16 protein-coding genes and 1 pseudogene are annotated in these 22206 nt (G+C 43.9%); 15 read left to right on the top strand and 2 right to left on the bottom strand.

Going from position 1 to position 22206, the window contains the following annotated elements; genetic code table 11:
- Positions 1-104: 104 nt before the first annotated feature.
- The 11 genes from Xhom_RS13880 (at position 105) to Xhom_RS13830 (ending at position 10871) form a co-directional block, all read left to right on the top strand.
- A complete protein-coding gene (locus Xhom_RS13880; RefSeq protein WP_069315153.1) occupies positions 105-884 on the top strand; it encodes an AraC family transcriptional regulator in 780 nt (259 codons plus the stop codon).
- An 86-nt stretch (positions 885-970) separates the two neighbouring features.
- On the top strand, positions 971-2110 hold the full coding sequence (gene pdxB / locus Xhom_RS13875; protein WP_069315154.1) for a 4-phosphoerythronate dehydrogenase PdxB: 1140 nt from the start codon (positions 971-973) through the stop codon (positions 2108-2110).
- Between the two features lie 59 nt (positions 2111-2169).
- The gene (locus Xhom_RS13870; protein WP_069315155.1) at positions 2170-3180 is read left to right on the top strand and encodes an aspartate-semialdehyde dehydrogenase; all 1011 of its coding nucleotides are present in this window, start codon (positions 2170-2172) and stop codon (positions 3178-3180) included.
- A complete protein-coding gene (gene truA, locus Xhom_RS13865) occupies positions 3180-4028 on the top strand; it encodes a tRNA pseudouridine(38-40) synthase TruA (RefSeq protein ID WP_069315156.1) in 849 nt (282 codons plus the stop codon). Before Xhom_RS13870 ends, truA begins: the two co-directional genes overlap by 1 nt.
- A 56-nt stretch (positions 4029-4084) precedes the next feature.
- Positions 4085-4786 carry a DedA family protein gene (locus Xhom_RS13860; protein WP_069315157.1) on the top strand — a complete coding sequence of 234 codons (702 nt, stop codon included), beginning with the start codon at positions 4085-4087 and terminating at the stop codon, positions 4784-4786.
- Between the two features lie 132 nt (positions 4787-4918).
- Positions 4919-5866: an acetyl-CoA carboxylase, carboxyltransferase subunit beta gene (accD, locus tag Xhom_RS13855; RefSeq protein WP_069315158.1), complete on the top strand. Its 948-nt coding sequence runs from the start codon at positions 4919-4921 to the stop codon at positions 5864-5866.
- Positions 5859-7172, top strand: coding sequence for a bifunctional tetrahydrofolate synthase/dihydrofolate synthase (gene folC, locus Xhom_RS13850; protein ID WP_069315159.1), 1314 nt, complete (start codon positions 5859-5861; stop codon positions 7170-7172). The genes accD and folC overlap by 8 nt, the downstream gene beginning before the upstream one ends.
- Positions 7162-7821 (top strand): cell division protein DedD, encoded by a 660-nt coding sequence (dedD, locus tag Xhom_RS13845; RefSeq protein WP_069315160.1) that lies wholly within the window; start codon positions 7162-7164, stop codon positions 7819-7821. Before folC ends, dedD begins: the two co-directional genes overlap by 11 nt.
- A 260-nt stretch (positions 7822-8081) precedes the next feature.
- The gene (gene cvpA / locus Xhom_RS13840) at positions 8082-8570 is read left to right on the top strand and encodes a colicin V production protein (protein ID WP_069315161.1); all 489 of its coding nucleotides are present in this window, start codon (positions 8082-8084) and stop codon (positions 8568-8570) included.
- Positions 8571-8602: 32 nt separating this feature from the next.
- A complete protein-coding gene (gene purF, locus Xhom_RS13835) occupies positions 8603-10120 on the top strand; it encodes an amidophosphoribosyltransferase (RefSeq protein WP_069315162.1) in 1518 nt (505 codons plus the stop codon).
- Positions 10121-10277: 157 nt separating this feature from the next.
- A complete protein-coding gene (locus tag Xhom_RS13830) occupies positions 10278-10871 on the top strand; it encodes a UbiX family flavin prenyltransferase (protein ID WP_069315163.1) in 594 nt (197 codons plus the stop codon).
- Between the two features lie 60 nt (positions 10872-10931).
- Here Xhom_RS13830 and Xhom_RS13825 read toward each other — a convergent pair whose 3' ends face one another.
- The gene (locus Xhom_RS13825; RefSeq protein WP_069315164.1) at positions 10932-11843 is read right to left on the bottom strand and encodes a TIGR01777 family oxidoreductase; all 912 of its coding nucleotides are present in this window, start codon (positions 11841-11843) and stop codon (positions 10932-10934) included.
- A gap of 150 nt (positions 11844-11993) precedes the next feature.
- Positions 11994-12614: a glutathione binding-like protein gene (locus Xhom_RS13820; RefSeq protein WP_069315165.1), complete on the bottom strand. Its 621-nt coding sequence runs from the start codon at positions 12612-12614 to the stop codon at positions 11994-11996.
- Positions 12615-12745: 131 nt separating this feature from the next.
- Between Xhom_RS13820 and yfcD the strand changes: the two genes are divergently transcribed.
- The 4 genes and pseudogenes from yfcD (at position 12746) to Xhom_RS13800 (ending at position 22127) form a co-directional block, all read left to right on the top strand.
- A complete protein-coding gene (gene yfcD / locus Xhom_RS13815) occupies positions 12746-13270 on the top strand; it encodes an NUDIX hydrolase YfcD (RefSeq protein WP_069315166.1) in 525 nt (174 codons plus the stop codon).
- Between the two features lie 299 nt (positions 13271-13569).
- Positions 13570-13740 carry a hypothetical protein gene (locus Xhom_RS30220; RefSeq protein ID WP_157104586.1) on the top strand — a complete coding sequence of 57 codons (171 nt, stop codon included), beginning with the start codon at positions 13570-13572 and terminating at the stop codon, positions 13738-13740.
- A 215-nt stretch (positions 13741-13955) separates the two neighbouring features.
- Positions 13956-14713, top strand: a pseudogene (locus tag Xhom_RS13805) (HesA/MoeB/ThiF family protein).
- A gap of 1216 nt (positions 14714-15929) precedes the next feature.
- Positions 15930-22127, top strand: a complete 6198-nt coding sequence (locus Xhom_RS13800) for a type I polyketide synthase (protein ID WP_084022942.1) — start codon at positions 15930-15932, stop codon at positions 22125-22127.
- Positions 22128-22206: the final 79 nt, after the last annotated feature.

Here is a 22206-nt window from a genome sequence, read left to right as displayed (position 1 = left end):
GTGACCGATTTATTATATACATCGATAATCTGACAACAGATGAGGCAATCAAGACAATATATCCCTTTGGTTACTGTGTGTAATAAAAAATTGCAGGAGTAAATATGATCGAGTGGACAGCGGCTAACCAATCTGTTTTTCAGCCAACGATGCCTGATACACTCTCTTTTCGTGATGAAACACAGAGAGCGGATACGGAATGTAGATTACATATTCATCCTTTTGGGCAATTGATTTATGTCGTTTGTGGTGTGATGGAAACGTTGGTGGGAGAGCAGCGATTCCTTGCCCCGCCGGAATTTTCTATTTGGATACCGAAAAATATCTTACATTCGAGTTATAACCGTAAAACGATGCGATTTTGGATCATGGATATTCCCCCTCAATGGACGGATGACTTACCTCAGCAGCCTTGTATTCTCCGATTGAGCAGCATCTTCCATACTGTTATGGAGGACTTTTTTAAGCGGCAGGTTCGGCAGCCGGAAACAGAAAAAGATCGGCGTCTGGCGCAGGTATTAATTGATCAACTGGAACTATCACCAAGGCAATGTACTTATTTACCCTCGTCAAAAGATAAATTGCTCGCGCCGATATTACAGACACTGGAACGTAATCCGGCGGATAATACCCCGTTATCTGAATGGGCAAAAAAGCGGTATACCTCAGAGAGAACTTTATCACGGCGTTGTCAGCAGGAATTGGGGATGTCATTTAGCGAATGGCGGCAGCGGCTGCGTTTTCTGCATGCCATATCCTTACTAGAACAGGGTAAAAGTGTTTATGAAATCGCATTTGATGTGGGTTATAGCTCATCATCAGCCTTTATTGCTATGTTCCAGCAGCTTGCCGGTACATCGCCAGAACGTTTCAGGAAAGGCTGATTCGAAATCTCTTGGCTGATATAGGTTTTATACAGAGAAAGTGGCAAAATAATAAATCACGCCCTTTAAGCCGTTGGATGAGAAAAGTGAAAATTCTGGTTGATGAAAATATGCCTTATGCTGAACAACTCTTTCAGCAATTGGGGGAAGTACTGGCAATCCCAGGGCGTCCGGTGCCTGCGGATGTTTTAGATCATGCAGATGCCTTTATGGTGCGTTCTGTCACTAAAGTTAATGAATCTTTGCTGAAAAACAGTTCAGTGAAATTTGTGGGGACTGCCACCGCAGGTATGGATCATGTTGATCAACAATGGCTGTCGCAGGCAGGGATTGGCTTCTCTTCTGCCCCTGGCTGTAATGCGATTGCTGTGGTCGAATACGTATTCTCTGCCTTGATGCTCTTAGCAGAACAAGATCAGTTTCAACTCAAAGATAAAACTGTCGGTATTATCGGTGTTGGCAATGTCGGAGGGCGTTTAGCTGACAGGCTGGCGGTTTTGGGTGTGAAAACGTTACTGTGCGATCCTCCCAGAGCTGATCGTGGCGATGAAGGTGAATTTTGGCCGTTAGAAAAATTGGTGCAGGAAGCGGATATTCTCACTTTTCATACGCCGTTTAATCAATCAGGCCCATATAAAACTTACCATTTAGCTGATGCTGAATTACTTTCTGCATTACCAGACAACCGAATTTTGATTAATGCCAGCCGTGGTGAGGTGGTTGATAATCAAGCTTTACTTTCCGCACTGCAAAGCGGCAAAAAATTACGTGTTGTTCTTGATGTTTGGGAACCAGAACCTAATCTTTCATTACCTTTGCTGGCCTTAGTTGATATTGGCACACCTCATATTGCGGGTTATACCTTGGAAGGCAAGGCTCGGGGCACAACGCAGGTTTTTGAAGCCTATAGTGAATTCTTAGGGCAACCTCGCAAAACGGTACTGGCCGATTTGTTGCCTGAATCAGATTTCAACCAAGTCACTGTACAGGGTGAAGTGACACAAAGCATTCTGAAGCGCTTAATGCATTTAGTGTATGATGTGCGCCGTGATGATGCTCCTCTACGTCAGGTAGCGGATCAGGAGGGCGCTTTTGATAGATTGCGCAAGAATTATCCAGACCGTCGGGAATGGTCTTCACTGACGGTGCATTGTGACTCAGAGAAAAGCGCTCAATTGTTATCCAAGATTGGATTTAATGCCAAATCGAGTTTAACGCGAAAGTGATTTAATACAGGCAGGAGTTCCTGCCTGTCAGCAAAATAAAAGAAGTGGAGAAAACCAACATGTCTGAAGGTTGGAATATTGCGCTGTTGGGTGCAACGGGTGCAGTAGGTGAAGCGATATTGGCGTTATTACAGGAGCGCCAATTTCCGGTTGGTGAACTGCATCTTCTTGCTAGTGAACAAAGTGCTGGAAAAAACAAACGTTTTAATGGCAAAAACATTATCGTTCGTGATGCGGCAGAATTTGACTGGTCACAGGTACAACTGGCTTTTTTTGCGGCAACAATGGAAGCCACAGCACAGTATATTGAAAAAGCAACGGATGCAGGTTGTCTGGTCATCGACAGCAGCGGTCTGTTTTCAGCAGAGCCGGATGTGCCTTTGGTTGTTCCAAGTGTTAACCCCCATGCTTTGGCTGAGTACCGTAACCGTAATATCGTTGCTGTGGCGGATGGCTCAACAAACCAAGTTTTAACTGCCATTAAGCCATTGATCGACGCGGCTGGCATTTCGCGTTTACAGTTGACCAATATATTGCCGATTTCTGTACATGGCAAAGCGGCCATTGATGAATTGGCAGGGCAGAGTGCCCGCTTATTGAATGGCATTCCGCCTGATGAAGGGCGTTTCAGCAAGCAACTGGCTTTCAACATGCTGCCTTTATTACCTGATGTTGAAGGAACTGTGCGTGAAGAACGCCGCATTGTCGATCAAATTCGCAGAGTATTAGAAGACGACGGGCTGCCCGTTTCCGTAAGCTGTGTCCAATCTTCTGTTTTCTACGGTATCGCGCAGATGGTGAATTTGGAAACGATGCGCCCGGTCGGTACAGAAGAAGCACGTAGTGAATTTGAACGTCTTGAAGAAATTCAGGTCTCAGAAGAGGGTGATTATCCTACTCAGGTGACAGATGCTTCAGGTAGTGATGGCCTGAGCATTGGTTGCATTCGTAACGATTACGGTATGCCAGAAATGTTACAATTTTGGTCGGTTGCCGATAATATCCGCTTTGGCGGTGCGTTGATGGCGGTTGAAATTGCAGAAAAACTGATGCAGGAGCAATTTTACTGATGTCTGATACAGAGCTGAGCCAGTCTGTGCCAGAGGCAAAGAAAGTAAAAATTGCACTGGGAATTGAATATGATGGCAGCCGATATTATGGTTGGCAGCGTCAGCAAGAAGTGAAAAGCGTACAGGAGTGTTTGGAAAAGGCCCTGTCGAAAGTAGCAAATGAACCAATTTCAGTTTTTTGTGCTGGCAGAACGGATGCAGGCGTTCATGCGACCGGGCAAGTCGTGCATTTTGAAACTTTTGCACTGCGTAAAGATGCGGCTTGGACAATGGGAGTTAATACCCATTTGCCGCCGAACATTGCAGTGCGTTGGGTTAAAACGGTGGATGATGAATTTCATGCCCGTTTCAGTGCAACGGCTCGCCGTTATCGCTATGTGATTTTCAACCATCGCTATCGTCCGGCGGTATTGGCAAAGGGTGTCACGCATTTTCACTATCCATTGGATGAGAAAAAAATGCATGAAGCGGCACAGAGCTTATTGGGAGAAAATGACTTTACTTCCTTCAGAGCGGTGCAATGCCAATCCAATTCACCGTGGCGCAATATGATGCATATTAATGTCAGCCGACATGGGCACTATATTGTCGTGGATATCAAGGCGAATGCTTTTGTGCATCACATGGTACGTAATATTGTTGGCAGTTTGCTGGAAATTGGCTGTGGTAATCAGGATATAGGATGGATGGCTGAATTATTGGCGCTAAAAGACAGAACAAAAGCGGCGGCAACGGCTAAAGCTGAAGGGTTGTATTTAGTTGCTGTAGACTATCCTGAACATTTTGGTTTACCTGAACCCGTTATGGGGCCTCTTTTTCTGGGAAATGATTTAGTTTCTGAGAAATGATTTGATCTGACATTTTTGAATAATGACAGGGATGTTGGTGCATAACGAGGAATATTATGGAGTTTTTGACTCATTTTGTTGATTTTGCGAAATTCATTGTCGATTTTATTTTACACATTGATACTCACTTAGCTGAATTGGTTGCCAATTATGGTGATTGGGTATACGGCATTTTATTCCTGATTATATTTTGTGAAACAGGTCTGGTAGTTACGCCATTTTTGCCGGGAGATTCTTTGCTGTTTGTAGCGGGTGCCATCTCTGCATTAGATTCCAATAATCTTAATGTGCATATTATGGTGGCCTTGATGCTCATAGCAGCAATTATTGGTGACGCGATAAACTATACTATTGGTCGCGTTTTTGGTGAGAAACTATTTACTAATCCGAATTCAAAGATTTTTCGCCGTAGTTATTTAGATAAAACGCATGAGTTTTTTGAAAAACATGGTGGAAAAGCAATAATTTTGGCTCGGTTTGTGCCAATTATTAGAACGTTTGCACCGTTCGTTGCGGGAATGGGGAAAATGTCTTATCGCCACTTTGCCGCTTATAATGTCATCGGTGCGCTAATATGGGTGCTATTATTCACTTATGCTGGTTATTTATTCGGTGATATGCCAGTCATACAACAGAACCTGAAATTATTGATTGTTGCGATAATCTTTATTTCTATCCTGCCTGGCATCATAGAAATTTGGCGTCATCGCCGTGCTGCATCGAAAAAAGCAGTAGACAGTGCAGACGATATTAAGTAGATGGTCGTTTACAGAGTAAATAGCCGTTAACAGGTTTGAGCAGTTTTTTATCCACACTGTAATAGCATTGTGGTTTAATGGCACGTAAAACAAAAGCTGGCATAAGCCAGATTCAGACGGAAAGGTTCATTAATGAGCTGGATTGAAAAGATTCTAAATAAAAGCAAAATTATGCAAACTCGTAAGGCAAGTATACCTGAAGGAGTTTGGACAAAATGCGATAGTTGTAGTCAGGTACTTTATCGTGCTGAATTAGAGCGTAATCTTGAGGTGTGTCCAAAATGCAACCATCACATGCGCATTCCAGCACGTCAGAGACTGACCTCATTTCTGGATGAAGGTATCGGCACAGAACTGGGTAGCGAGTTGGAACCTAAAGATATCCTGAAATTCCGCGATACCAAAAAATACAAAGATCGTTTAGTAGCAGCCCAGAAGCAGACGCAGGAAAAAGATGCTTTGATCGTGATGAAAGGCACGTTGCACGATATGCCGGTTGTTGCTGCTGCATTTGAATTTAGCTTTATGGGCGGTTCAATGGGCTCTGTAGTTGGTGCTCGTTTTGTCCGCGCTGTTGAACAGGCGCTGGAAGACAACTGTCCGTTCGTTTGTTTTACATCCAGTGGTGGTGCGCGTATGCAGGAAGCGTTGATGTCGCTGATGCAGATGGCAAAAACCAGCGCCGCACTAGCAAAAATGCAAGATCGTGGCCTGCCTTATATCTGCGTTTTGACTAACCCGACAATGGGTGGTGTAACGGCGAGTATGGGAATGCTGGGTGACATCAATATCGCTGAGCCGAAAGCCTTGATTGGTTTTGCGGGCCCTCGTGTTATTGAACAGACCGTGCGCGAAAAACTGCCGGAAGGCTTCCAACGCAGTGAATTCCTGCTGGAAAAAGGCGCGATTGATATGATCGTCTGTCGTCTAGAAATGCGTGAAAAAATCGCCAATCTGCTTTCGATGCTGACTCACCAGCCTCAGCCTACTACGAAAACAGAAACGGTAGCGGAAGAGGTTATTAAACCCGCTGAAATAGAATCTGATACAAACATCAATCCTAATAAAGAAGATGTCTGAAACTTTGCAAATTCCGCAAGCCACGTCGCCACTGACGACGTGGCTTTCCTATCTGGGAAACCTGCACACTAAAGCTATTGATATGGGGCTTGAGCGTGTAAGTAAACTCGGTAGTCAATTAGATCTATTGGAGCCAGCACCAAAAGTCATCACGGTGTCAGGAACCAATGGGAAAGGTACAACCTGTCATACTCTTGAATCCATTTTTCTGGCCGCAGGGCTTAAAGTCGGCGTGTATAGTTCGCCACACTTAGTACGCTATACAGAAAGAGTGCGTATTCAGGGGAATGAGCCGTCAGAACAGGATTTTTGCCGTGTATTTGCAGATATTGAATCCCAGCGTGGCAATATCTCATTAACCTATTTCGAATATGGCACACTCGCGGCGTTACAGCTTTTTAAAGAAGCTGATCTTGATGTCGTTATTCTGGAAGTGGGGCTGGGTGGGCGTCTGGATGCTACCAATATCGTGGATGCCGATGTTGCAGCCATCACCAGCATTGCTCTGGATCATACAGATTGGCTCGGTGCAGATCGCGAACACATTGGCCGTGAAAAAGCAGGCATTTTCCGCCGTGGGCATTTTGCTGTGGTCGGTGAGCCTGATATGCCTCACTCGATTGCTGAAGTTGCTGATGAGTTGGGAGCCAACCTTTTCCGTCGTGGTGTAGATTGGCATTTTTCGCAGGATACGGGTTCGCAAGATATAGATTGCTGGAGCTGGCAAACTGCCGATCAGCAATTTAATGGCTTGCCTTTACCCAACCTACCGTTGGCGAATGCCGCGACAGCGATGGGGGTTATTCATTGTTTATTGCAACAAGACGATAAAGTCAGCCGGGCCATCAATGAACAAGCTATCCATACGGGATTGAAAAACGCCCAGTTACCGGGACGCTTCCAAATTATCAGGGAAAATCCGTTGGTTATTTTGGACGTGGCGCATAATCCCCATGCTGCGGGCTATCTGGTGCAAAAATTGGCAGAATTGCCCCGCTCACCAGACAGCAAAATTCGTGGTGTAGTGGGCATGCTGGAAGACAAAGACATTGCAGGTACGTTAGCTTGCCTTTCCCGACAGATTGAAGAGTGGTACTGCACATCATTACATGAGTCTAGGGGAGTGGAGGCTGATATATTGGCCGGATATATTGCGAATGCCCGAACATTTACAGAAGTGAAGTCAGCATGGCAGCAGGCAATGGAAGATGCAGCAATGCAAGATATCATTGTAGTTTGTGGTTCTTTCCATACTGTCGCTCATGTCATGGAGGCTCTGGAAGAGGAAAAGGAACGTGGCAAGTAAATTTCAAAATCGCTTGGTTGGAACCATTGTTCTTGTAGCATTGGGCGTGATTGTATTGCCCGTGATATTTGATGGCGATAAGAAATATAACGAAGGCCAGTTTGCTTCTATTCCATTGTTACCAAAGCCGGGTGATGAAGAAGACATTGATTCGCTCCCACCACTGACGCAAAACATGCCATCAACTCCCCCTGAAGGAGCTGCAGAAGCAATGACATCACAAGCTCACGAGAACGAACAATTAGAAATACTGTCGAATTCGTTTTTGCCAGAGCCGGTGATAGCTCCGCCTCCTGAGACAAATAGGCCGGATCCAAAAGAGGCGGCGAAACCTGAAACGGTTTCGCCACCCAAGGTAGCCGCTAAACCAGCCGCTAAACCAGCAACTCAGCCTGATACTGCACCACAGGGTGTAGCGTATGTTGTTCAGCTTGGTGCATTGAAAAATGCGAATAAAGTGCAAGAGATTGTGGCAAATTTGCGTCTCACGGGGCATCAGGTTTATACAGTGCCTTCTTCTCCGATACAGGGGCAGTTGACGCGGATTTATGTAGGACCTAACGCATCACGTGAAACACTGGAATCCAAACTGCCCGAATTACGGGAAACGACTGGGTTGCAGGGGCAAATCAAGAATTACAAACCATAACCTCCTCAAAGTAATTCGCGGGAAGCGAAAAACTTCCCGCATTATTATCGGCGGGAGATCAATTGCGATATTGATTGGATATGACAAGTGATTATCCATGGTGTAAGTAGCAGTTACAGGTTAATTCATTGCGGCAGCCGCCGTGCTTATGTCTGCCGGAAATTATTTTCAGTAGCGCGGTAAATCTACTACGCAAACGTTTTCGTTTTCTGTTAGAATGCCCCAGACCTGAGTGTCGGGGCCTATTTTTGGATTAAAATATGATCTGGATTGATTACACGATTATTGCCATCATTGGTTTTTCGGCACTGGTTAGCTTGATCCGTGGTTTTGTTCGTGAAGCGCTTTCCCTGGTAACGTGGGGTTGTGCTTTCTTTGTCGCAAGCCACTTCTATACTTATCTGGCTGAGTATTTTACTCGCCTTGAAGATGAACTGGTGCGTAATGGGGTAGCGATTGCTATCTTATTTATTGCGACATTGATTGTTGGCGCGATAGTAAACTATATCATTGGTTCACTTGTTCAGCGAACTGGCCTGTCAGGTACAGATCGGGTGCTGGGGGTCTGTTTTGGGGCATTGCGTGGTGTATTGATTGTATCTGCCATTTTATTCGTTGCGGATTCTTTCACTCCTCTTCCCAAAAGTCATGATTGGCAACAGTCACAACTGATCCCACAGTTCAGTCAAATTATCAGGTGGTTTTTTGACTACCTGCAAAATGCGTCAAGTTTCCTACCGGAGAGATAATCCTCTCCGTCTGGCTGATGAGGAAAGACTACATGTGCGGTATTGTCGGTATTGCCGGTTTTACACCGGTTAACCAGTCGATTTATGATGCATTAATGGTGCTTCAGCATCGTGGGCAAGATGCAGCAGGTATAGCGACTATTGATGGTAAGAATGGCTTTCGTTTACGTAAAGCCAATGGGTTGGTCAAGGATGTGTTTGAAACACGGCACATGTTGCGTTTACAGGGAAATATGGGGATCGGGCATGTCCGATACCCAACGGCAGGTAGTTCCAGCGCCTCTGAAGCCCAACCTTTTTACGTGAATTCTCCCTTTGGCATCACATTGGCACATAATGGCAATCTGACAAACGCACATGAATTGAAAAAAATGCTGTTTGAACAAGACCGCCGCCATGTTAACACCACATCCGATTCTGAAATCCTGTTGAATGTTTTTGCCAATGAATTAACGCAATTCCCCCATTTCCCTCTAGAACCTGACAACATTTTTGCGGCAATCGCAGAGATGCAACGGAAAATCAGGGGCGCATACGCCTGTGTCGCCATGATTATCGGGCATGGTTTAGTGGCTTTTCGTGATCCGCATGGCATCCGGCCGTTAGTTTTGGGGAAACGTACACTGAAAGATGGCCGTAATGAATATATGGTTGCTTCTGAAAGTGTTGCACTGGATACATTGGGTTTTGAATTTCTGCGTGATGTGGCTTCCGGCGAAGCGATTTACATCACTGAAGATGGGCAGTTGTTTACCCGTCAGTGTGCGGATAATCCTTCATTGACGCCTTGCCTGTTCGAATTCGTTTATTTTGCTCGTCCTGACTCCTTTATTGATAAAATTTCGGTTTATAACGCGCGCTTACGAATGGGAAAAAAACTGGGCGAAAAAATTGCTCGTGAATGGGAAGACCTACATATTGATGTCGTGATCCCGGTGCCTGAAACCTCTTGTGACGTTGCACTGGAAATTGCCCATATTCTGGATAAACCCTACCGTCAGGGCTTTGTTAAAAACCGTTATGTGGGACGTACTTTTATCATGCCGGGCCAGCAGGAGCGCCGTAGATCGGTTCGCCGTAAACTGAATGCCAACCGCGCTGAATTCCGTGGTAAAAATGTCTTGCTGGTGGATGATTCAATCGTACGTGGCACAACCTCAGAGCAGATTGTCGAATTGGCGCGTGAAGCGGGAGCCAAAAAAGTTTATTTTGCCTCGGCAGCCCCGGAAGTCCGTTTCCCGAATGTCTATGGCATTGACATGCCCAATGCCAATGAATTGATTGCGCATGGTCGGGAAGTGGATGAAATTCGTCAGCTTATAGGCGCTGATGCGTTGATATACCAAGACCTTAAAGATCTGATTCAGGCGGTAAGGGAAGAGAACCCGGACATTGAAAAATTTGAATGTTCTGTATTTGATGGCATCTATGTGACAAAAGACATTGACCAAATTTACCTTGATTATCTGGAAAATCTTCGCAAAGACGATGATATGAAAGTGCGTGGACAGAGCGAAATTGAGAGCCTGGAGATATATAATGAAGGATAATATTCTAATTATTCTCAAATTATATCCCCAATAGATTTCGAGTTGAATCGGACCCCAGAAGCATAGTTGGCTATGTGACTGGGGTAAATGAGCGCCGTTACTGTTAATAGTGAGGCAACTTGAAAAATAAAGGGTAGCCAGAATTTCAGAGGAAAGCATGAAAAAATTGATCGTCGGGCTGACGGGAGCAAGCGGTGCGATTTATGGTGTCAGATTACTGCAAATTTTGCAGCCAGTAGCAGGCATTGAAACGCATTTGGTGATCAGCCACTCTGCCCGGCAGACACTGGCATTGGAAACGGACTATACACTGCGGGATGTTCAGGCTTTGGCGGATGTAGTACATGATAGCCGTGATATCGCTGCATCTATCTCCTCGGGATCATTTAAAACATTGGGTATGGTGATCCTGCCATGTTCCATAAAAACCTTATCCGGTATTGTACATAGTTATACCGATGGTTTGATTACCCGGGCCGCAGATGTGGTCTTGAAAGAAGGCCGCAAGCTGGTATTGGGTGTGAGGGAGACACCTCTGCATTTAGGTCACTTGAGGTTAATGACTCAGGCGGCAGAAATCGGGGCGGTGATAATGCCTCCCGTTCCCGCATTTTATCATCGTCCTGATCACCTTCAGGATATCATCGACCAAACCGTCAATCGTGTCCTCGATCAATTTAACATTGACTTACCCGAAGACCTCTTTAAACGTTGGCAGGGTGCTAAACCTATTGGGCATATACCGCAATAAGCTCCAAGTTGCAGCTACTAGCGACTAATAGAGCTGCAACGTGAAAGATGAAAAGGATAGCTAGAAATTGGTACTTGGTTTCACTACATCCTGCAAGGCCTCTTCTAATTGAGAATATCGAAAGCCAAATCCGGCATCTTCCAGCTTTTTGGGGATAGCTTGTTGCCCCCCTAAAACCAGTTCTGCCGCTTCTCCCATCATGACTTTTAACACTAATGCAGGAATGCGCACGAAAGAAGGGCGATGCAATACACTAGCCAGTGTGGCACTGAACTGATCATTATGGACGGGGTAGGGTGATGTCATATTAAAAGGGCCATGTAATTCAGGCGATACCAGCAGATAATAGATGCCATTGACCATATCATCAATGTGTATCCACGGCATATATTGCTTACCATTACCGAATGCCCCACCTAAGCCGAACCGGAACAGTGGCAGCATTTTTTGCATAGCGCCTCCTTCTTTTGCCAGCACAATGCCAGTGCGTAGCAGACATACACGGGTTTTGTCACTTTCTGCCAGTAAAGCAAGCTGTTCCCAACGTTCACAAAGCTGATGAGCGAACTCATCGTGAGGAGTGTCATTTTCAGTCACAACCGATTGCTGCTGATCGCCATAATAGCTGATGGCTGAACCGGAAATAAACACGGAAGGTGGGGATTTACTGGCGTTAATCAATTTGCTCAATTGCTCAGTAAGCTGCCAGCGGCTTTGACAGAGTTTTGCTTTCTGCTTGGGCGTCCAGCGCTTATTGACGATGGGTTCACCAGCAAGATTGATAACGGCATCGAAGTCGTTTAAATCGTGCTGTTCATCTAAAGTTGTCCAGCATTCAACGTAGTCGGAAAATAGAGAGTATACCTTTTGTGGTGAACGGCTCAAAATGGTGATGGAATGGGAAAGTGATAGCAATTGACAAGTCAATCGATGACCAATCAGCCCCGTTCCTCCCGTAATTAAGATACGCATAGCCACCCCCTGTGACGAAAATAGATAACAGATATTGACTATAACAAGGGATGGCTTGCGTGACAGCGAAATATGCTGTTATCTGTTATCAATATCAAGTTTTATGGTTAATAATTTTACCATGAGTTGAATTTGTTGCCTAAATTTCATTTAGTCATCTTTATAGGCAGCTTGCGTTGCTGGACGTTGCCAGATTTTATCAAGCCATTTTTCAACCGCAGGATAATCCTGCAAATCGATTTTTTGATGCTCATGACATTTAGCCCACGGGTAAGTAGCAATATCTGCGATACTGTATTCGTTTCCCCCTAAATAGGGCGTTTTTTCCAGTTGAGTATTTAGCACCTTGTATAAGCGTTTTGACTCTTCCTCGTAGCGTTTAATGGCATACGGTACAACTTCAGGAGCATAGCGATTGAAATGGTGATTTTGGCCGAGCATTGGGCCAAAACCAGCGACTTGCCAGAACAGCCATTGCAATTGCTCGGTACGCTCACGTATATTGTCGCTTAATAATTGACCTGTTTTATTTGCCAAATAAAGCAAAATAGCCCCAGACTCAAAGAGAGAGACAGGCTCTTTTCCATCAACGGGTTGATGATCGACGATAGCCGGGATCTTATTGTTGGGGGCAATGGCGAGAAACTCGGGTTTAAATTGTTCGCCAGTGCTGATATTAATAGGATGGATGGTGTAAGGTAAGCCTACCTCTTCGAGAAATAGAGTGATTTTATAGCCGTTAGGGGTAGGAGCATAGTACAGATCTATCATATAACCTCCAGTAATAATAACTCTTTTAAAAATAGAGTTATGTTACATTACCACTGGTTTTGTTTGTCTGTAAATTGTTACGAACTTGAAAGGCAAAGACGAGTATAAATCATTTATTGAAGGTTTCTAGGATGGCGCAAGAAAAATCAGCAAATATTGAATGGATTGACATAGTCAATGAAGACAACGAAGTCATTGCGCAGGCGACTCGCCAGCAAATGAGAGCACAAAACTTGAGGCATCGTGCTACTTATATTGTTGTGCATGATGGAATGGGAAAAATTCTGGTTCAGCATCGTACAGAGACAAAAGATTTTTGTCCGGGAAAATTAGATGCAACGGCAGGTGGTGTCGTTATGGCAGGAGAAAACTTGCTTGATGCAGCCCGTCGTGAAGCAGAAGAAGAATTAGGGATCGCATGTGTACCCTTTGCAGAGCACGGTGCTTTTTACTACGAAGAAAGCAATTGCCGAATATGGGGAGGATTATTCAGTTGTGTCACTCATGGGCCGTTTGCCTTACAGGAAGAAGAAGTTGCGGCGGTTGATTGGTTAACGCCAGAAGAAATTACTGCCCGTTGTGATGAGTTCACACAGGATTCTCTTAAAGCACTTTCACTGTGGTTAGCACGCAATAATCAGACAGAATTGCCCTGAATATTATTGGCTGCGCCGTCATTTACCCCGCCACATGATTTAACGGCTTGGTGGGGTATTCATTCTACCACCTCAATATAACTCAAAAATTATGGGATAGATCAGTCATACGTCTATCAACAAAATGAAAAAAGCATAAAAAAAAAATAAATAAGACATTTTTGTCATAAAAAAACGCATTTAATGCTTGCTAATAAAATTATTCCTATGTGTAATTTTACCTCCATATAATTATTTTACTGCTCCAAGTAACAACCAATGGATTAATGAAACTATTCATTTAAACAGAGGTGAATATCATGCAAGAATTTCAACTTGTCGGCTATGCTGAAGGATTAATTGGAAAATCCATAGTTCTGGCCGAGTCTATTGATGATTTGTTCGAGAAATATACAGAGCTATCCAGCATTCGTGAAAAAATTACTATTAAAGACAATAAGGTGATGGCATGCAAGCATTGTAATGACTAAGTTCAATAATGAAAAATAGCCTTAACTTTATAAAAAGCCTATAACCACTATATTCGATATATTTTAAGTTGCATCTAAGTAGTAATCGATTTAATTCTTATGAGCATAGCTAATATGTGACTGGGATAAATGACCATAATTAATAAAGAGATAACTTGAAAAATTAAAGGTATAAAATGGCTATAGGCTTTAATGGATAAGTAAAGGATTCACATATGTCTATATTTAAAGATGAAAGATACAACAGGCAAATTAATATTCCAGAATGGGGTGAAGAAAGGCAGAAAAAACTGCTTAAGAGTAGAGTCGTTGTCATTGGTGCGGGAGGCGTAAAATCAACGTTGTTGATGTGTCTTGCTGCTGCTGGAATGGGACATATAAGAATTATTGAATTTGATAAAGTAGAACTTTCAAATTTGAATCGACAATTGCTCTATCGCACCTCGGATATAGGGATAGAAAAAGGGCAAGCTGCAAAAAAACCTTACAAGATCTAAATCCTGAAATTGAAATAGAATTAATATCGGATAAAGCCACAAAAGAAAATATCGATGATTATCTTAGTGGATATGAACTAGTTGTAGAAGGAGGAGAAACTTCAGCCGAAAGAAACTTAATTAATGAGTTTTGCTTAAGAAACAATGTCGTTATGGTACATTGTGCAGCACAATTCAGTTATGGATATATAACCACCTTAATTCCTAAAGATAAAACCGCCTGTTTTGCCTGTATTTTTCCTCATGATCATACTGGAACAGAAATCGCTGGCCCAGCTCCTGTCAATGTCCTAGCGACATCTATAGCCGGCTCTTTGGGAGCTACTGAGGTTCTTAAGTGGTTTATGGGCTATAGAGATAACATGGTAGTAAACTCAAAGCTATTCTTTAACTCTCTTTTAATTAACAAAGGGTTTGAGTTTGAGAACATTGAACGTAATCCTAATTGCCCTGTTTGTTCAAAATACTATGCCTAGTGAATTTTTATTGCCGCCAAAATCAATAAAATAAGATTAGTTGCTCACGTTTTTAAAATATTCTCAACCAATGGCCTTGTTCCTTTTATGGCAATTTTTATTGCGAAAACAAAGGAAAGGCCATTTCTGGATCATTAATACTCCGCATAAAAAAACCTTTGGCATCAAATTGCTTATTTTGCTGTTAAAAAAGAAATTTGAAAGATAAAGGGAATAAGTGATATTTTATTATCCCCCCTTAAAATATATTAACAATAATAATAATCTGATCGACGATGCCCAAATAGCATTATATTCTTTTTTTTTACGCATATTAAAAGATTAAACTTTTGGAAAGTAATTTGTTTTTGTTAACTTATTGTTTTTTATAAAAGTTAAAAAATAATAATTTCTTGAAGGGAGTTTTTTATGGAAATTGAAAGAAAAATCAAATGGCGGTATAACACATCGTGTTAGTTGAGTTGTAAGACTATTTTCTCGGTCTTATAATTAAAATTGTAACATGTGAGATAAAAAGAAAAAATAATTACTGTTATTAATTGTGTAATAAGAGAAAAGATTTATGATTATATTTAACCCTAATATTGGGCTTATCGGGGCTGACACTCATGATGATAATGATTGGCTATCATCTTTATTCTTTACTTTCTTGATGAAGTTTTATTTTTTGATACATTGTTCTTTCACTAATAAGTTCTCTTCTATAAACATTAATCTGACCCCATTAAATAATAGTATGGAATCAATTAAGATTAAGGAGAGTTATCTTGATGTTGGTTGGAAACAGGGGCTGATTAACCTCTATATCCTTCTTTCTGGTTGCGTCTTGGTTGGTTTTGTTTATCCACCCCGGTCACATAGTTATCTATGCTTCCGAGGGGGAATTTACTTGCTGCCTCGATGTAACTCGAAATCTATTGGGTATATATAATGATGTTTCATATTTTATTAACCCTACCTTTTTATTTTTTGTTGCCATATTTTTCCTTATTATTTTAAACCAGTAACTGTTGGTAATTAGTGAGTGGTTTTATGTTGTATGTCTTTTTTTATTAGTTTTTCTTTTCAGGTTATATGGGAAAGAAAAAACAGAAAAATTATCCAAAAAAACAAGTAATATTCTTATCGGAATATTTCTATGATTCACTTTGGCTAATATACCTAAAACATTTCAATTTGCAGCCAGCACAGCGGCAACGAGAAAGGTGAGGAATGTATGTCTGAGTCATATCTTTTACATGATGGATTTTTACATGATAAGAAAGTTCGTGGGGATATCGCGATCGTTGGTATGGCGAGTCATTTTCCAGATGCACCGAATCTGTATAAATTCTGGGAAAATATCATAGAAAAAAAAGACTCACTAATCGATATCACCTCCAAATCAGAAGATGAATATTGGCGAAAAGAGGACTTTTACGATCCTAATCCAACGGTGGCCGATAAAACGTATAGTCATCGTGCAGGCTTTGTGCCTGAAATTGATTTCGACCCGGTGGAATTCAAAATCCCGCCCGCCATTGTAGATTCAATAAGCACTGTGCAGCTATTTGCACTTTATGTTGCCAAGCAGGCTATGTTGGACGCAGGGTTAATCGGGCAAGAAAACCATAAAGTTAACCGTGATCGCATTGGCGTCATTTTAGGGGGCGCTGGGAATGGCAATACGTCATTTTCATTAGCTTCACGCCAACAAGCTCCTTATTTGCGCCGTATCATGATGAAAGCGGGCCTGTCAGAAGAAGTGGCAAATGAAATTATCGAACGGACACATGGCCTATACCTCGAATGGAACGAAGACAGCTTTCCCGGATTTTTGGGTAATGTTGCTTGTGGCCGAATTGCCAGCCATTTTGATCTGGGTGGTACTTCTTATATGGTCGATGCAGCTTGTGCCAGCAGCTTTGCTGCGATTAAAGCCGCGATCGGTGAATTGCACTCCGGTAGTTGTGATGCCGTGCTGACTGGCGGTATCAATTTAGAAAACTCCATTTTTTCCTTCCTGTGTTTCAGCAAAACACCGGCATTATCAAAAAGTAATTTGTCCCGTCCTTTCGATCAAAGTGCGGACGGCATGATGCTTGGGGATGGCGTGGGTATGTTAGTCTTGAAACGCCTTGAAGATGCGGAACTGGATGGCGACAAAATCTATGCTGTCATTAAATCTCTGGAAGCCTCCAGTGATGGTCGTGCCAAGAGTATTTTTGCCCCTCGGATGGAAGGACAGGCGAAGGCACTGAGACGCGCTTATGACGCGGCCGGGCTTATGCCGAGCGATATTCAATTAGTTGAAGCGCACGGTACAGGGACAGCATCAGGGGATGACACAGAACTTAAGAGTCTGCACACGGTGTTCGGGGAATACTCAACACCGCCAAAATCGGTGGCAATTGGCAGTATCAAATCCCAGATTGGGCACACACGCTGTGCCGCCGGTGCTGCCGCCATGATCAAGGTCGCTCTGGCGTTGCATCATAAGGTATTACCACCGACTATCAATGTGGATAAACCGACCCATCAGTTGCTGGCAGAAAACAGTCCCTTTTATGTCAATAGCGAAGCCAGACCGTGGCTGCGTTCCTTCAACGGTACACCGCGTCGTGCGGCGTTGAGTGCTTTTGGTTTTGGTGGCACTAATTTCCATGCCATCTTGGAAGAGTATGAAAAACAGACTCACGGCCGTTATCGACTGAACGAATCTCCTTGGATCATGTTATTTAAAGGTGCAGATCCGGCGGAATTACTTTCTCAATGTGAAGAAGCCCTGACCTGTTTCAGCGGTCACTTGCCTGAAAATGCTATTCGTCAGCACCTTGAGCAGCAAGATATTGAAAACTTAAAACCACAGCAGGCGAGAATACTGTTTGTGGCACAATCCGTTGAGCAGGCTGTGGAATTGCTGTCTATTGCGATCAAACAGTTGCGGCAGAACAGTGCCAGTGGCTGGGAACATCCACGCGGGATCTATTATCGCCCGCAAGGGAAAGCACTGGAGGGGAAAATTGTCGCCCTATTCCCGGGGCAGGGGTCACAATATGTCAATATGGCTCGTGACATCGCCAACGACTATCCCGAAATGCGCCAAGCGTTGGAAACACTGGATGATGTAGTTATCAGTGATTTGGGGCATGAACTGTCTCCTGTGATTTATCCGATCCCCGCATTTTCCGATGAAGAGCGTGAGGCACAGCAACAACGGTTGACAGACACCGCCAACGCCCAACCTGCATTGGGTGCGATCAGTGTAGGTTATTTCAATATCTTGAAAGGGATGGGATTTACCCCTGATTTTGTGGCTGGACACAGTTATGGTGAAGTCACCGCGCTTTGGGCAGCGGGAGTGCTTTCCGATAAAGATTTCTATCGTGTTTCCCTTATTCGGGGCAGAGCGGCTGCATCCGCTAGTGCTTTGCGTAGCACAAATACAGGTGGCACAAATACCGATGCAGGTGCAATGTTGGCCGCTTCGCTTGCTTATGAGCAACGTGCTGAGATCTTGGCGCGTTACCCTGACCTCGTTATCGCCAATGACAATTCGGCACAACAGGTGGTGTTTGGCGGAGCAACTTCCCTAATTAACCAACTGCATGATGAATTGAAAAAACATGCGGTACATTGCCGTATCTTGCCGGTATCAGCCGCTTTCCATACAAAATTTATCCAGCCAGCTTACCCACTTTATCGTGAATGTCTGGCAGACATCAATTTCCAATCACCACAATGCAGATTGTTCTCCAGTGCAACGACAGAGCCTTATGAACATGCATCTCAGGCGATCCGGGAATTGTTGGCAGAACAACTGATTAAACCTGTCAAATTCCGGCAAACCATCGAAGCTATATACCAGCAAGGTGGGCGGTTATTTGTTGAGGTCGGGCCAAAAGGCGTTTTGGGCAAACTGGTCGCTGATATCCTGCAACACAGAGAGCATACCGTTATTTCTGTCAATCCCAACGACAAGGGAGAAGAACGGTTACAGTTTGCGCGTGCCCAAGCCCAGTTATTGGCTGAGGGGATCAAGCTGCGGGAGATAAACCAACATGTCCGCCCTCAACCGATGACAGAAGACAAGAGTAAACGCCTGACTTTCAAATTGACAGGGGGATTCTTCTTATCCGCGAAAAACCAAGCACGACGCCAACATGCCTTGCGCGATGACGATCGTACTACCGTTGAACAATTTATCGCGGAATCAGTGTCTGCATCCGTACCATCAGCCCCAATCCTGCAACCCAGAAATACAACTGAAAGCAAGAACGAACAGGCTGTTGAAAGTGTTGTTGAAAAAGCTGTCGAAGAAAAAGAAGTCGAAAAAGAAGAAGTTGAAAAAGAAGTCAAAACAGAAATCAAAACAGAAGCCAAAAATAACCAGGTCGCTTCAACCCAATTTATTCAACAGAACATGCTGACAATCATTCAAAGACGAGACAACCCAATGGAACAGAATAACCAATTGAGTGAAAACTTAGATGTGAATATGGTAAATGTGAAAACATTAAATGGCCTGTTGCAGGCGCAACAAGTCATGAGCCAACTCCATCAACAATTCCAGGCTAATCAACAAGAGTATATTCAGTTATTGGCGATGCTATTGGATAAGCAGTATAACTTATTGGAAAGTTGCAAAGATCACCAAAACCTGCCAACGATGCTCTCCAGCCTGAGCCAGAGTGTTCAACTGTTGGATAAGAATCTTGAGTTATATCATACCAACCATGAGCGCTATTTTGCAGTACAACAAAGCTTGTTCCAATCCGGGCAAATAGCTTCCGTCAGCAGCTTGACCCAATCTGTGGTGGGATATTCTGCCACCAACGTGGCACCATCAGCACCGATGACGGTTATTGAGAAAGTGGCGCCTACCGTGTCTGTTGAACCGGCTCCTGTCTCTGTATCGACAGTGCAATCACCGACAATACAATCACCGACAGTAGCATCACCAAAAGTAGAACCGGCAAAAAAACCGGAAAAAACAGAAACGATGATGGAAATTACGCCATTACGTTCAACTATTCCGTCTATGCCAAAAACTGAAGAAATACTCGCCACACCAACCATGCCGTCAGAAACGGTTGCTGCTGAACCCATCAAACCTGCGCCCGTAGAGGCAGAAGTTAAGGTGCAAGCGAAGGTACAAACAAAAGTCCTCGATCCTGAAGTAGAAAAACAGATCAAACGTTTTGAGCAGATCACAGAAGAAAGCATTATCAGCCAGTTGGTCGCAATCGTCAGTGAAAGGACGGGATATCCTGAAGATATGATCACACCGGAAATGGATCTGGAAGCGGATTTAGGTATTGATTCTATCAAGCGACTGGAAATTTTTGGAGCAATGTTTGATGCCTTCTCAGCCGATGCGGGTATCTATCATGACTCCTCAAAAAATAAAGATCTGGATACTTTCGACATTGATGCCTTGAGCAATATCAGTAAGATGGCTGTCTTCTTCAAGCAAATGATTAACGAAACTATAGAAGATTTGCTTAATCAGGGAGGCGATAAAACTGGTTCAGAAACACTGTCGTCTGCGACCGAAGTGGTAGAGGAACGTCATTCATATGAAGACAGCAAAGGCCATGCTGCTGACAGTGGAAACTCATTAGGGAAATTGCAGACGCTAGGGTTTTTCACAACAACAGTAGGCTCACATGGGGCTGACAGTGTAAAAAAGCCATTAGCTGAACCGCAACTGAGTGTGTCCCCTGCGGTTCAGCCTGCACTGAATAATCAAACTGTATTAAATGAACAAGCTGTCTTGAATCAAGCTGTACTGAATGAAGAAGCCTCTTTTGCTGATTCACCCGTTTCACGTTTTGCTGTGGTGAAACATTCCCTGCCGAAGCCGGAATGCTTACCGGGGGTGTTTTTATCCTCTAAACGCTGGTTGGTAGTCGATGAAGGAACAAACAGCGCGGATCACCTAGTAGCAGCACTCAGGCAACAGGGGCAGCAAGTAGCTGTCCTGACACTGGGGCAAAACTCGATCGCAATGGGTGACGAAGCCGCATTGAGTGCTACGCTGACAGATATCGAGCAGCAACAAGGCACTATTGAAGGTGTTATCTACTTGCAAGCACCAAAACTGCCAGTACCGGAAAAAAGTGTCAATGCTGTGGCTGAGGTGTTCAACGAACGGGATTATCGTTCGGTTGAAACCACATTCTTGCTGGCAAAACACCTGCAAGGCAGCCTTAACCATGCCAGTCCGCAGGTTGGCTACTTTATAGTGGTGATGCGTGGCGACGGTGAACTGCTCACCTCGGGTCGTGAATATCTACCGATTGTGTCTGCGGGGGTTACTGGATTGACCAAATCACTGAATATTGAATGGGGAAATGTTTTCTGCCGGACAATCGACATTGATGTCAGAATCAAAGACAACGATGTTGCGCAGATAGTGATGGAAGAACTTCAGGATCACCGGACTGATTTGGCGGAAATCGGGCGTAGCGTGAATGGTGAACGCATGACATTGGCACTGACAGAAGAAAAAGTGCTGTCAGCATCATCAGTCAATCAGGTCAACACAAGCGATGTCTTGGTGGTAACAGGCGGCGCTCGTGGCATCACCGCACAATGTGTTATTGAATTGGCGAAACAGCGTCAGGCAGCTTTCATTCTGCTTGGGCGGACGGATATAACAGTACCGTTGCCGGAATGGGCAGAAGGCAAAACTACGCTGGATGAACGCAAAATGGCGGCGATAGCTTACCTGCAAGCGCAAGGTGTACAGCCGACACCCGTTAAGATCAATAGCATGTTAGACCCCCTGAGCCACATTGCTGAAATCAATGCTACATTGCAGGCAATTAAGCAGGCCGGAGGACGGGCGATTTACCTGCATTGTGATATTACCAATGCAGAACAAGTGAAAATGGCATTGAGTAAAGCGCAGCAGCAACTTGGGCAAATCACGGGCTTGATTCATGGAGCCGGTAATCTGGCGGACAAACGCATTGAAAAGAAAACGCTGGCGGATTTACATTCCGTTTTCAATGCCAAAGTCAAAGGGCTGGAGAACTTGTGTCGTGAACTGGATTGCACATCCCTGCGCCATATTATGCTGTTTTCCTCTGTTGCCGGTTTCTTTGGCAATGCCGGGCAAACTGATTACTCTCTGGCGAATGAAGTTCTGAACAAGTTTGTTTACTTGCCTTTCAAGGGCAAAAATAGCCAGATAGTCCGCTCGGTAAATTGGGGGCCGTGGGATGGCGGCATGGTCAGTGATGTTCTCAAACGGGCATATGAAGCACAAAACATGGTGATTATTCCACTTGAGGAAGGTATTCAACGCTTCGTGCGCGAGTTTCGTGATCCCCGCTCATGCCAAATTACGCTTGGCGGAGAAACTTATAAAGCGCCCAAAAAAACTAATATCAGCAGAAATAATAACAGGTATCATTCTCCATCATGAATGATGAAAAATAATGACACGTATATCCAATAATATTCAGGTTGTATCCAGTTGCAGTGAAATAAATAAAGCGACAACT

This window comes from Xenorhabdus hominickii, assembly GCF_002632725.1.
Classification (GTDB): Bacteria; Pseudomonadota; Gammaproteobacteria; order Enterobacterales; family Enterobacteriaceae; genus Xenorhabdus; species Xenorhabdus hominickii.
Note: the sequence above shows the minus strand (reverse complement) of the source record. Positions and strands in the feature narration are given on the sequence as shown.